The sequence below is a fragment of the Limnoraphis robusta BA-68 BA1 genome (genome assembly GCF_034932365.1).
Lineage (GTDB): Bacteria > Cyanobacteriota > Cyanobacteriia > Cyanobacteriales > Microcoleaceae > Capilliphycus > Capilliphycus robustus.
The window spans coordinates 1-13,759 of the sequence record NZ_JAYGHR010000063.1; the positions used below are offsets into that span (position 1 = coordinate 1).

Annotated in this window: 10 protein-coding genes; 4 read left to right on the forward strand and 6 right to left on the reverse strand. The window is 40.0% G+C overall.

Annotated features, from left to right (window positions below; all coding sequences use genetic code 11):
* Nucleotides 1–254 (forward strand): zinc ribbon domain-containing protein (locus tag VB836_RS15295; RefSeq protein WP_323220365.1); only part of this gene is annotated, 254 nt, incomplete at its 5' end.
* A 505-nt stretch (nucleotides 255–759) separates the two neighbouring features.
* Nucleotides 760–1,464: an ATP-binding response regulator gene (locus VB836_RS15300; RefSeq protein ID WP_323220367.1), complete on the forward strand. Its 705-nt coding sequence runs from the start codon at nucleotides 760–762 to the stop codon at nucleotides 1,462–1,464.
* Between the two features lie 128 nt (nucleotides 1,465–1,592).
* Here the strand turns inward: VB836_RS15300 and VB836_RS15305 are convergent, their stop codons facing one another.
* Nucleotides 1,593–2,684 (reverse strand): isocitrate/isopropylmalate family dehydrogenase, encoded by a 1,092-nt coding sequence (locus VB836_RS15305; protein WP_323220369.1) that lies wholly within the window; start codon nucleotides 2,682–2,684, stop codon nucleotides 1,593–1,595.
* A gap of 145 nt (nucleotides 2,685–2,829) precedes the next feature.
* Here VB836_RS15305 and VB836_RS15310 point away from each other — a divergent pair, with 145 nt between their 5' ends.
* Nucleotides 2,830–4,137 carry a TAXI family TRAP transporter solute-binding subunit gene (locus VB836_RS15310; RefSeq protein WP_323220371.1) on the forward strand — a complete coding sequence of 436 codons (1,308 nt, stop codon included), beginning with the start codon at nucleotides 2,830–2,832 and terminating at the stop codon, nucleotides 4,135–4,137.
* Nucleotides 4,138–4,147: 10 nt separating this feature from the next.
* On the opposite strand, the gene VB836_RS15315 is transcribed toward VB836_RS15310, so the two are convergent.
* The 5 genes from VB836_RS15315 to VB836_RS15335 all read right to left on the reverse strand — a co-directional run bounded on the left by VB836_RS15315 (nucleotide 4,148) and on the right by VB836_RS15335 (nucleotide 11,175).
* The gene (locus VB836_RS15315; RefSeq protein ID WP_323220373.1) at nucleotides 4,148–5,242 is read right to left on the reverse strand and encodes a sensor domain-containing diguanylate cyclase; all 1,095 of its coding nucleotides are present in this window, start codon (nucleotides 5,240–5,242) and stop codon (nucleotides 4,148–4,150) included.
* 188 nt (nucleotides 5,243–5,430) lie between these two features.
* Entirely contained in the window at nucleotides 5,431–7,308 is a 1,878-nt protein-coding gene (locus tag VB836_RS15320; protein ID WP_323220375.1) for a sensor domain-containing diguanylate cyclase, read from the reverse strand.
* Nucleotides 7,309–7,377: 69 nt separating this feature from the next.
* On the reverse strand, nucleotides 7,378–7,920 hold the full coding sequence (locus VB836_RS15325) for a Rab family GTPase (protein ID WP_323220377.1): 543 nt from the start codon (nucleotides 7,918–7,920) through the stop codon (nucleotides 7,378–7,380).
* Between the two features lie 2 nt (nucleotides 7,921–7,922).
* Nucleotides 7,923–10,556 (reverse strand): BON domain-containing protein, encoded by a 2,634-nt coding sequence (locus VB836_RS15330; RefSeq protein ID WP_323220379.1) that lies wholly within the window; start codon nucleotides 10,554–10,556, stop codon nucleotides 7,923–7,925.
* Between the two features lie 22 nt (nucleotides 10,557–10,578).
* Entirely contained in the window at nucleotides 10,579–11,175 is a 597-nt protein-coding gene (locus tag VB836_RS15335; protein ID WP_323220381.1) for a hypothetical protein, read from the reverse strand.
* Nucleotides 11,176–11,412: 237 nt separating this feature from the next.
* Between VB836_RS15335 and gatB the strand changes: the two genes are divergently transcribed.
* Nucleotides 11,413–12,900 (forward strand): Asp-tRNA(Asn)/Glu-tRNA(Gln) amidotransferase subunit GatB, encoded by a 1,488-nt coding sequence (gene gatB / locus VB836_RS15340; RefSeq protein ID WP_323220383.1) that lies wholly within the window; start codon nucleotides 11,413–11,415, stop codon nucleotides 12,898–12,900.
* The last annotated feature ends 859 nt before the right edge of the window (nucleotides 12,901–13,759 follow it).

A 13,759-nucleotide genomic window follows, 5' to 3' on the forward strand; every position in this document is an offset into this window, starting at 1 on the left:
ATACCTCGCAGAATTGTTCAGGTTGTGGAACGAAAGTTCCGAAGACTTTATCGGTTCGTCTTCATCAATGCCCGAAATGCAATTTGGAGATGGATAGAGACGAAAACGCCGCGATTAACATTTTGTTGAAAGCATTAAACGCCGTGGGTCTCACGGTGTCAGCCTGTGGAGCCTTAGACAATAATCGGGCTATGAAGCAGGAACTTCTAAGAGCGACCTTAGAAGCTCACGTCAAGCGAAGCGCTGTGACGTGAGAGTGTCACTACAGATTGTAAAAATAGAGGACAGCTTTCCCGAGTCAGGTTAAAATTTAGGTATTCTTCCGGAGTCGGTAGAATGCTTTATAGCAATCAGAAATGATTTGTGAGAAATCTAAAAGCTGATAAAAAGTCTGAAACGACTTCCCATCTTACCTTTTGCCTTTTGCCTTTTGCCTAAGATTGCAAAGTTTGCGCTCCATTTTGGGAGACCTCCCACAGGCGTGCGCGTCTCTTGCGTTGGCCTAGCCTGCCGCAAAGCGGCTTAGTTCCTCCTCGCAGGCGTGACCCCAAGACGGGAGTGAGGGCTTCCTTAGCTGCTTGAGACGGAGCAGGGTCGCACCGGAAGACCGCACTTTGCGCTCTTGCCTTTTGCAAGAAGATCTTACACAGAACTCAGAAGGGACTGCTATATAATAATCAGCTTTACGATAAATTACCGAGAGTCGTCGGGAATCAACAAGCAAAAACGACACACAATAACAATTTTAGGGGGATGACGATGAAAAAAATACTGGTGATTGAAGATGATCAACCCATTAGAGTCAGTATTCTGGAACTGTTGACGATTGAAAAGTTTGAAGGGATAGGGGCGGAAGATGGAAATGAAGGTTTACAGCTCGCCAAAGAGCTTCAGCCGGATTTAATCATCTGTGATATTATGATGCCTGATCTTGATGGTTATAGCGTTTTATATGAATTACAACAAGATTCAGCGACAGCAAATATTCCCTTCATTTTTCTAACGGCTAAAACAGAACGTCAGGATCAACGTATCGGAATGGAATTAGGAGCGGATGATTATATTACAAAACCCTTTACCACCAGCGAACTGCTTGAAGCCGTTAAAACCCGACTCAAAAAGCAGGAACATTATTTATCACAATATAATCAAGAACTAGCTTATTCTCAAAAACTCAACGAAAAAATTAAAGCTTTAGAAGAAATGAGTCATTCTAAAGAAGAACTGCTCACCCAACTCTCTGAAGATTTACGCGCTCCGCTTTCGACGATTCAAATGGCGGTTAAACTGCTGAACATGACGCCATCTTCTCAAGTCGATCCCCTAAAACTGAAAGAAAGACAAAAACGTTATCTAAAAATTTTACAAGAGGAATGTAATCGAGAACTGGAAATTTTGAAACAAATTTGCAACATTAAACCGGAACAAACAACTTCAGAAACCAAACCCCTGCGTTGGGGTTAAAAGGTATAGGGAGATGGGGAGATGGTTACTTTGAAGGGCGGGTTTATATTAGTTATCGCTTAGATACATAAATCAATGGGGAACCCGCCCCTACAAGACTGTTAACTGTCTCCCTAAATCATTAAGTTTCATCGATTCAAAGCTGACCAAACCTCTAACTTGGTTTCGACTCGACGGATCACCTCATCTGTAAAGTCACTCATCATCATCTGACCCCCTAAATCGGGAGTGGCTTTACCCTCGTGTAGCGTTTCAAACACACTCTCATAGATAGCCCGAGAAGCCCGTTCCGCCTCGGGAGTTCCCACATAAACCAACAACGCCGCCCCCGCCAAAATCATCGCCATCGGATTGGCAATATTTTTCCCAAACAAAGCCGGAGCGGTACCATGTGGGGCTTCCGCCATCACGGTTGTCACTTGAGTTGCTGTTTGATCAAACCCCAAGACGATACTCTCTGAACCTGCTATACTGCCATACATTTGCAGTACCATATCAGAAAGCAAGTCTCCATCGCGGTTCAATGCTGGAATCACCAACGCCTCGCCACTGGTTTGTAAGAGTAAGGCAAAAGTAGCATCAATCAACAAGGGTTGATAGGCAACATGGGGATAACGTTGAGACGCCGCATCCAATTCTTCCTTAAACATCCCCTCGTACAGGGGACTAACGGTAAATTTGGGGCCACCAAACACCTTCGCACCGACACGACGGGCGTATTGGAAGGTAAATTCAGCCACCGCCCGACAGGTGAGACGAGAAATTTTTGAAGTGCGGAAGGCGATTTCATCTCCATTTTCCCCAGACTCCCGCCACTCTTTAGCCCCGTAAGCGTCATCAACCGCCATACGGACAATGGCAATCGGTGCATAGACTCCGCCAATGGGGCGAATACTGGGAATTCGTCGGCCAATGCGTAAAATCACTTTCGCCTGCAATGCCGAGCGTAAAATGGCGTTAGGACTGCCGACATCGCCGGGAATTTCCGGGGTAATCGTAGCCGCTTTCAGGGCGAGTCTGCTTTCACAGGCGGCTTGGGCTGCTTGATGAACGACTTGATTGTTAGTGGCTCGGCGATTTTCTAAACTCAGATCAAAATCAAGAAAGTTCAAGGGCTGGCGAATCACGGAGGGGTTGAGGACGCGCAAGGCTTCAGCGAGTAATTCTTCTCCGGTTTGATCGCCGTGCATGACGACGAGATTGGGGATATGTTCGCTCATCAGCACAGGAATTGACTTAGGATCGTACTTAAGATATCACTAAAGTTATGCAAATTGCTAGTCTGCTCAAGAAATTTGAAGATTACATTCAATTCCCGATTGAAGTCGTTCATTGCGTTCATCTATTTTCTAGAATTCTTGTTGTATGCTGAATAAACTGGCTTTTCCTGTGATTGGCATCAGCATTTTAATGGTGCTTATCTTTGGCTTACTTTCCTGGAAAACTTCTAATCCGGTTGATCATTTAACAATTGCGACCGGAGCAAGAGATGGCGAATATTATGCTTTTTCTCAAGCTTTTTCTGAGGTAGTCTCTCAACACCAACCCAGAATTAAAATTAATGTGATTGAAACGGATGGCTCGAGCAGCAATCTAGACTTGCTACAAAGTCAAAAAGCGGATTTAGCTCTGGTTCAAAGTGATCTCTCGATTCCACCCGATACTCAAGCGGTTGCTTTTTTATTTCCGGAAATGTTTCATTTGATCGCGACTGAACAATCAAAAATTAACCAGGTTAGTGATCTCAAAGGAAAACGGATTGCTTTGATGCCAAAAGGAAGCGGTTCTTATAAATTATTTTGGGTATTGAGTCAGCATTATGGGTTAAAAGCTGGGGATTTTGAAACGATTTCTGTTCCTCCTGATCAAGCCTATACTTTACTCAGTCAGGGAAAAGTTGATGCTTTGTTTCGCGTGATTGCTTTGGGAAATGTCGGAATTAATCAACTGCTGAGTTCAGGAAAAAACCGTTTAATTCCCATAGAACAAGCTGCTGCATTGCAACTGTTTCAACCCGCTTTAGAAGCCCGTGAAATTCCCAGGGGAACTTATAATGGTTCGATTCCTATTCCGGCTAAAAATTTACCGATTGTTGCTCTAAGATCGGTTTTAATTGCCCATAAAGATGTCAATAAAGATGTGATTTATGAAATGACCAGAATTTTATTTGAATCTCGCAATGAATTAATGGCTAAAACTCCGCAAGCCGCGATGATTCATCAACCGGAATCTTTAAAAGATTTCTGGTTTTCTTTTCATCCTGGAGCGAAAGCTTACTATTACCAAGACGAACCAACATTTTTAGAAAAATATGCTGAACCGATGGGGTTTGTGCTTTCAGCTTCAGTGTTGGGAATTTCTACGCTTTGGCAATTTAGACTTTGGTTTAAAGGACGACAAAAAAATCGAGCAGATTTCTATAATTTAGAACTTCTGAGCTTAATTGATCAAATTAACTCGACTCAAACCCTTGAAGAATTAAAAAGTCTTCGTCGGCAATTATTTACAATCTTTAAAGAAGTGATTGTTGATTTGGATAAAGATCGAATTTCTTCAGAATCTTTTCAATCTTTTACGTTTACTTGGGAAGTGGCGATCGCTTCCATTCGTCATCAAGAAAATCTCCTGCTATCTTCTGATAATCAAAACCTCCTTAAATCACCATTAAGTTAAAATAGTTGACTCATAAATCAGATCTAACTAAAACACAATCGCCATCTTTTTTAGCTTGTTTGAGTGCTTTATTTGCCAGTTCAATTAAAGTTATAGCTTCTCGAATAGGAGTCGGTAAGGTACTGGTAACGCCTAAACTTATGGTCACATAATAATTCATCGGAAAACCTTGATGGGGAATCTGTAATAATTTCACCCGAGTCCGAATGGCTTCCGCCACTTTAACCCCACCTTCTAGATGAGTATTCGGTAAAAGAATGGCAAATTTTTGCTGATCATAACGAGCGACCAAATCCCCTGGTCGTTTAGCGGTTTCGAGCAGAACAGCCGCCACCAACTGCAAGCAGGAATCTCCGGCGGCATTTCCATAGGTTTGATTGTAATGTTCTAAACCATCAATTTCACAGAGAATTAAAGAAATAGAGGATGACTCCCGTTGTAATCGTTTCCACTCAATTTCGAGCATCTCATCAAAGTAGCGATTATTAGAAATTTGAGTGAGATCATCTTTAATTTTTTGTTGTTTTAACTGGTCTTGAAGCGCGTGAAATTGTGCAGATAATTGAGCTTGTTGAATGGCAATGGCGACTTGAGTTGCAATTTGAGTAAAAAAATCTAATTCTGAGGGTTGCCAATATCGATGACTACATTGATGAACCACAAGCATTCCCCAAAGTTGAGGTTGACCCGGTTGTTCTAACTGACAATTGTGGATTAAAATCGGCACAATCAGTTCAGATACAATTCCTAGCTGCAACTGTTGGGTATGAATTGACGAATCAATTTCTGAAGGATTACAAACTTTTCCTTGCTGAAGTTGGTGTAAAATTTGATCAGAGTTCCAGGAACTATACAGAATGTTTTTCAGGCTAATGATTTGAGGACTAGATAGAGCTTCGGAAAGCAGGGTTTCTAGATTTACGATAGGCCGATGATAGATTAAAACCCGATCAGCCCGGATAATTTTTTGAATATCAGTTGCACTTTTATCGAGAATTTCTTTGAGACTTGCTCCTCTATAAATTGCCTCAGAAATTTTGCCCAGTGCATACTCACGCTCTTGGAGCAGATAGCATTGAGTTTCCCATGAATCATATTTATTCATACTCCAGATGTGATCAAATAACAAATGATTGGATTTGGCTATTGATTGACCTGTTGATCAGGCGGATTTTAGCTTTTAGTTCTAGTTTAACCTCGTTTACAGATTTGTAACTCATTTTTGGGGGGGCGGATACCCTTCTCAACAAAAATCTGTAACAAACCTGAAAATTGGTCTGCACAACTGAGGCTTTAATTGGCTGCTGCAAAAACGCGATCGCGTCCGTTTGTTTTGGCTTGGTAGAGGGCTTGATCGGCTCGGAAAATTAAGGTTTCTGGCCTAAAAGGTGACTCAGGAATCAGGCTGGCGACCCCAACGCTAATCGTGATATAGGGTTCAACTGGACAGTTTTTATGGGGAATTTGCAGCGATCGCACTTCAGCACAAATTGTTTCAGCGACTAAAATAGCACCTTCCTTATCCGTTTTTGGTAAAATGATCGCAAATTCTTCCCCTCCATAACGGGCGACTAAATCTCCTGATCGCTTCACGGTTTTTCGCAATGCCTCAGCAACCTGTTGTAAGCTATTATCTCCGGCTAAATGACCATAGGTATCGTTGTAGCGTTTAAAATAGTCAATATCACAAAGAATCAGCGATAAAGGAGCCGCTTCTCGCTGTAGGCGATTCCATTCTTTGTGTAATGTTTCCTCAAAGAAACGATGATTTGCAACTCGAGTTAAACCGTCAGTCATTGCCATTTTTTCGAGTTCTTGATTCGCGGTTTTGAGTTGCTCATAAAGTTCCGCTTGTTGAATCGCAACGGCTATCGGTGTCGCCAATTGTTCAAGCAAGAGAATTTCCCATTTTTCCCAACGACGAGTTTGATTGAGCTGATAAGCAATTAACACACCCCATAAGTGATTTTTATGGCATGAACCCGTTGACGAATCTTGAGTAATAATCGGGATAATTAACTCAGAAGTTATCCCAAATAAAAGCCAAAAAATTTGGATATTTGCTTCGAGATTAGCTTGATTAATATCATCAATACTACTAATTATTCCTTGTTCTAGCAATGATAAATATTTTTGAGGAATTAAAACATCATTCGGTAAATTTTGGAAAACCTTTGCTAAATTTGCAGTAAAAGAATTAGCAACAATATTTCCTTGCTGCTCAGAAATAATGTGATAAAATAATACTCCATCAGCTTTCAAGAGTTGTCTAACTTCAGCAACCGTCGTTTGTAGAATTTTTTCTAGACTTAAAGATTGACGAATCCGTTGAGTCATCCCGCTCAAAATTCGATTTTGTTCTAACTGATGATGAAGTTGCAGTTCGAGTTGTTTGCGTTTCGTTATATCTCGCCCAATCCAAAGCAATTCTTGACGTTCAAAGGGATTTCGACTAAAGATAGAACAGGAAAAAGAGATAATAATCTCTCGTCCGGTTTGGGTTTTACAGTCAACTTCAAAACTATCAGAATGAGTGGTTTCTAGGATAAAATCTGATAAATCAACAGAATTTTTAGAACGTCGCTTAGAAAAAACATGAAGGATCGATTGATTAATTAATTCATCTTCACGATACTCTAATATATTTTGAGTCGCTTGATTAACTTTAGTAATAATTCCTGATGAGTTTGTAATTAACAACATATCATTCATCGAGTGAATGATTTTATTCGTATAATGGTTCGCTTGTTCGAGTCGGGAGACTGAGAGTTCATATTCTTTGTAAATCTGGCTGTATTTTTGCTCTCTGATCATCCATTCAGTCTTGTTATCAAATAAAATAATAATTTCTCCATCTAAATAGGTAAACTCTTCATTTTTGAAAAGATAAACATCAAAATATACTGGAGAAGTCGTTTCTAAATTTCTGGCAATTCCTTTTAACTCAAAGTGACTAATTTTTTCTTCCAAAAGTTGGTCAAAAATATCTTCAAGTCCCATTAACTCAGGAAAGCTCAGACTAATCTCGTTTCCATGTTTAACATTTGTAGGACAATCAGAAAATCGACCAACATTTAGAGAAAATTCGACAATAATACTGTCATTATTTATAGCAATATATTCATATTCTATCTGACGTGGAGCGAAAAAATTTTTGAGTAACTCATTCATAGGTTAATTTATCAAACTCTTTTCACTAAAAACTTCAAAAAAATAAATTCATACATTCTCTTTTTAGAATCAAAACTTAGAAATAAACTGATGAGATAACACCTGAAAGATTTCATCTACATAGGCTCCTGTTTTTGCCGAGGTTTGATAAGTTGATAAGATTTTATTTTTATCATTTTTTTTTGAATCAAATGATCTCTGAACTAATCCCTCCAGGCTTTCAGGAGCAAGCAAATCAACTTTATTTAACGCAATCACAATCCACCCTTTTGGATTAACAGATAAAAATAAATCAATATGTTCAGGAATATGATCCAAAGTATCTGAACGAGTCACATCCCCCACTACGACCACACCACTCGCCCCTTGTAAATAACTCGGCGTAATTCCTTTAAACTTTGTATGACCTTCTAAATCCCAAATTAACAGTTGAATTGAATGCTCAGATTGAGTATCAGTTGCCACTAAATCCACTTGTTTTCGAGAAATTTTGACCCCGACTGTCGAGAGATACTGATCACTAAACTGACGATCTACAAACCGACGAATTAAACTTGTTTTTCCCACTCCAAAGTCACCTACTAAACAAATTTTTTTAGAAATTACAGACATGACTACTTACCCAGATCTTCTCGTGGTATTATCTCAAAAATGACAGCTCGACTCAACCATTCTGGGTGATTTTCCTCAACTCCAGGTGGAGGTTCATTTTTTCCGATTGCGGTCATCCGTCTGCGATCAATCCCATAACTTTCTAAAGCCGTTTGTACTGCTTGCGATCGCTTCAGCGCCAACTTAGGATTTCTTTTCAACTTTTCTGCTGAATGAGTATACCCCACAATCTTAACATCCAAATTTGGATATTGCTTCAAATATTGAGAGATCGGATAAATTTTAATAATCATATCTTCCGAGTTAAATTCGGGAGAATTCAGATTAAAATAAATTCGGGTTGCAATCGGTAAAGGTTCAACTTGTACCGTTGTCAAAACTGACTTAACCCCCTTAATTTTCTCGAAAGCTTGAGTCACTTTTTCCAGATCAACTTGCTGAAGTACGGTTCCTGCAATTTTAACTTGATCGGGTTCATACTGAGTTGAAATCGAGATCCCATTCATTTGATTCAAAGTCTCCGTCATCCGTTTAACTTCAGCTTCAACTAATACTGGATCAGCCGGAACTTCAACAGCTATAATATCATTCTCAACCGTAAAATTCGGTACAATTTGCTGCACAATAGCTCCTGCTTTCTCTCGTAATCGCTGATTCGGTAGTTTTCCATTCAAAATCACGGTATTACCCTGAGCATCTACCGCTAAACGATAAATTGCTAATTCAGGTTCAGAATCTAGAGCTTGAGTCACTTGAGTTTCCAGGCGATGAATCACATGATTGCGATATTGAACAATGGCTAAAGGAATCAAAACTGAACCCAAAATCACACAACTGAGAACTAATAAAGTTTTTGGAGATTTACCTTGCTGTTGCTTTGATCCCACTTCCATCAGCTTTTCTAACTCCGCTTTAATCTCAGGGGGAATTGTTTCAGGATCACCATCAAACGTTTCAATTGCAGTTCCATAGTTTTGGGTAATTTTAATCAGCGTTTTTCTAATTTTTTGGAGAAAATGCTTGCGAATTTCTCCTTTAAGAATCACCGCTAGATAACAATATCCAGCTACTTCAATCACAATTCTAGAATCCCCATATTCAATCTCATTAAGTTCTTGAATTTCATCCGCTTGTACAATACAATCATTGACAAAACTCCGAATCGCTGTCAGCATTCCAGCCAACATTTCCGATTCGAGTTGAGCCTCATTAGACTGCTGAACCTCTGAAATAATCAAACCTGAACCTTTATGAATCAAAAATACTGCTAGAACTGTACATTTTATGACTTCCTGTAAAATCAATTCAGCCTCAGAAACCCCCTGGACTCTCGCTCGAATTTTGCGGTTAATCCCCTCTACACTTAAAGCATTTGAAACCTTATCATTAATTTCTCGAATCGCTTCACCCAAATAGCGAGTAATCGTACTTCCAATCACAGGATAAAGCGCATCAACCATCGAATCTCGCTCTAAACTCACCTGTTCTTTAATCACTTTACCCATTGTTGGCGCCAAAGCATCCACAATTTCATCTCGATCTATCCGAATTTGTTCTCGAATCGCCGCCCCAATTTCTGGACCAATTGCTAGGGCAATTTCTTGGGGAGAATTGCGAATTTGATGTTTAATCGCTTCGGGAATCAAATCTGCAATTGCTGCACTCATTTGTTCTCGATTATCCCTAGATTTAGCGATAATAATCTCATCAATAATTGGCTTCAAAGCCTGAATCACATCTTCTTTAGAATGATTAATTTTATGACTCAAAATATCCGCAATCCAGGGACGAATTAACTGCATCAGTTGTTCCGGTTCATAAATCTGATACTCTAAAGACTTTAACTGAGTAGAAATTCCTTCAAGTAACTGACGAACTTCCGGTAAATCAGACTCAAAAAGTTGCTGTTTTAATTGTTCAAAATCGGAGCGTGTCGAGCCAAAAATTAAATCTTGCAGTTGTTCCAATGAGTCATCAGAAGCAGACCCCCTAGACTCAACACTTAAACCCTGTAACTGTTCTAAAAAATCGAATGTTTCATCAGAAATAGATTCGATCTCAGATTCACCCGTTGAGGTGATCTTCTCCTCTGTTTTTTCCGCTTCAATTGGAGCAACCGAATAACTGACATCAACCGCATCAGAGGGAACTTCTAACAAAGTTTGCAGAGAAATTAGATCAATTTCCTTCTCTGATGGCTTTGATTTAGGCTGATCTCTTTCTCTAAACGTTTGAGAATTGGCTTGAGTAAAGTTAACTTGCTCCGAAGTAGATAAAGGTTCTGATTTTTGATAAATCTCCGACTTTTCTACAGGTTTTACCGAAGATTGAGTCGGAGAGGGATTAACAGCCTCAAATAAAACTTCAAAGCCTTTTGATTCAACAGATTTCTCGGGTTTTGAGGAGCCTAACGGTTGATCTGACGAGAGGTTTTCTTTCGGTTGTTCAGACTCATTCGAGTGAGGTAAAATATCCGATTCGGGAGATGTTGAAACTTGACCCTGATATCTTTGTAAATCAAGCAACAGTTCAAGTAAAGGCTCTAACGCTTTTACCTCTGAAGCCTTTGATTGATCAACCGGAGATGCACTGGAATCAAACGAAGAAGAATTAGGTTTTTTTCTTGAGACTGCCATCACGATATCCTAACGATTGATGTTATCTTTCAGGAAGTAAATAATCCCCATTTACCTGTTTTTCAGTTGCTCCCTTCAAAGCCGGGACAAACTCCGTTTTTTTCAGTCTCATTCCCACTTCAAACAAAATTTCAGCCATTTCACCCCGAGCGACTTTTGCTTCACTTAAATGAGCAAAACGACGTTCTAACTCCTCAAAAACTTGAGTTCTCAGCGTTTGAATTTCCTCATGCAGCTTATCTCTAGATTGAGAGATTTCTGACTTCATCGCCTTCGTTTGATTTTCTACATTGTCTCGAATCGCATCAATACTATGAGAAAACTTGCGATTCGTTCCCTCCAGTTGATGGCGAATATCAGCCGTTTCTTCTTGAGTGCTGAGAGTTAAAGTTTTAATTTTTTTGTCAACTACATCTACAGAGATATGAAGTTCACTCAACAACGCCATCCGCATTTGTTCAATCCGATCCTGAAGATTTTGTTGAATCAAAGACAGATTTGACTCCAATTGCTCAAAACGATTATTGTATTCTCTGGCTTGCCCTCCGAACAAAATATCACGAATTTGATCGATATTTCCCAGGCGTTCCCGCATTTCTTCTTTAGATATTTCAGCCATGAGTTTTTTGTACCTGTAATTTGACAAAGGGTTTAAATTGAGTTGCTATCCAAATTAGCACACTCACCTGTTTAATCTTAGTTTAACTTGCACAGTCAGTCAGACTCTAATCAAATTTTATCAGTCTAAACCGTTTCAGAATCGGAATTCCCTCAACCTCAACATCGGTTTCCCTCAACACCCACAGTCAGTAGAGCGGTACAATAAAACCAGTCCTCTCTCAACCTCATGCCATCTATGACCAGTGCTACATCGGTAAAAACCGAATACGAAGTGATTATTGGACTAGAAACCCATTGTCAACTGAGTACAGAAACCAAAATCTTCTCAAATTCTTCCACTGCCTTTGGTGCCGATCCCAACACCAATATTGATCCCATTTGCATGGGACTCCCCGGAGTTCTCCCTGTCCTCAACGAAAAAGTGTTAGAGTACGCGGTTAAAGCCGGGTTAGCCCTGAACTGCGAAATTGCGTCCTATAGTAAATTTGATCGTAAGCAATATTTCTATCCCGATCTGCCTAAAAATTATCAGATTTCTCAATACGATCTCCCCATCGCTGAAAACGGTTGGTTAGAAATTGAGATCGTCGATGAACAAGGAAACGTCACCCGCAAAAAAATCGGCATCACTCGCCTACACATGGAAGAAGACGCCGGAAAACTGGTTCACGCTGGAAGTAGCGATCGCCTTTCCGGTTCGACTCACTCGATGGTAGATTATAATCGCGCCGGAATTCCCCTCGTTGAAATTGTTTCTGAACCGGATATTCGTTCCGGGGTAGAAGCGGCTGAATATGCTCAAGAATTGCGGCGAATTATGCGTTATCTGGGCGTCAGCGATGGCAATATGCAAGAAGGTTCCTTGCGGTGTGATGTTAATATTTCTGTGCGTCCCGTTGGACAAAAAGAATTTGGTACGAAAGTAGAAATCAAAAATATGAACTCCTTTAGTGCCATTCAACGCGCCATCGATTACGAAATTCAACGGCAAATTACCGCCCTCGAAACTGGAGAAAAAATCCGTCAAGAAACCCGTTTATGGGAAGAAGGATCGCAACGCACGATTAGTATGCGGAGCAAAGAAGGTTCAAGTGATTATCGTTATTTTCCTGAACCCGATCTGCCTCCGATTGAAGTTTCACCCGAACAATTAGAAGCCTGGAAAGTAGAACTTCCTGAACTTCCCGCCCAAAAACGTCATCGCTATGAAACCGAACTGGGATTATCCGCCTATGATACTCGTGTTTTAACCGATGATCGCTCTGTTTCTGAATATTTTGAAAGCACCATTCAAGCCGGAGCCGATACCAAACAAGCCGTGAACTGGGTGATGGGAGATATTACTGCTTATCTCAAAAATGAAAAACTCACCATTGGCGAAATCTCCCTGAAACCCGAGGGTTTGGCTGAGTTAATTGGTTTAATTGAAGCCGGAACCATTAGCGGTAAAATCGCTAAAGATCTTCTCCCAGAGTTGTTATCAAAAGGCGGTTCACCGAAAACGTTAGTCGAGAAAAAAGGCTTAGTTCAAATTTCCGATACGGGTGAGTTGGAAAATATTATTGATGAAGTGTTAGCCGCTCATCCCAGTGAAGTTGAACTCTTCAAAAATGGAAAAACGAAACTACAAGGCTTTTTTGTTGGGCAAATTATGAAGAAAACCCAAGGACGAGCTGATCCGAAGTTAACCAATCAGTTGTTAGCTAAAAAGTTGAGTTCCTAAGCATTTATCACCTCTTGATTTCCCTTTGTAGCCCCTTCTAAACATCAGGAGGGCTATTTTTTTGAGGTGTTTGGAAAACAGATATATAGACAAACTGTATATGATCCTCTATAATTATTAGAGGTGATGATTATTAATCATTATTAACTTAGCTCTTGCTGAGATGTTCTCGCTTTTGAAAACATCAAACGACAACCCCGAGAACAGGAATTAACCCTCAACCCCGATGCAGAGGAAAAATTACCTAACGCAAACGCCAGCTTTTTTCGACAGACACCCCATATTCTACCCCGAGAAGAACACCTCTGACTTCCTTCTACTCGCGTGTTTCAGCCGAGCGTAGGTTATTTCATTTGATGGATATTTCCTCTAGCTTTACTCAATCTTTATAAACAACCGATAACTCTTTACCGAAACTTTAAATGAGGGGCTTGACCCCACACCCTTTAATGGTTATATTGTGATAGTAGATGCACCCTGATGGTAGGGAGAGTTGCCAAAGCGACTCTCTCTTTTCTTTTGTAATGTTTTTTAACCCCCCTAAAAACGTGATCAGCTAGTCAGTCTGATCGGCAGGTAATCATTAGTAATTTTTGAATTTTTATGATCAGACTTTACAAAAGCTTTACAAGAAACCGGGTATTTTTTTACAGAATCTTTAAAGTCAAAGCTTGACTTTATAAGGGAGATTGAGACATGATAATAACAGATGCACCCAGATGGTAGGGGGAGTTGCTCAAGCGGCTCTCTCTCTTTATTTTTAGAGTAAATATCAATAAGCTCAAGAAAAATTCAACACAAAAGCTTGATAAAAACCCGGTATTTTTTACAGAATCTTTAAACTAAAAGCTTGACTTTA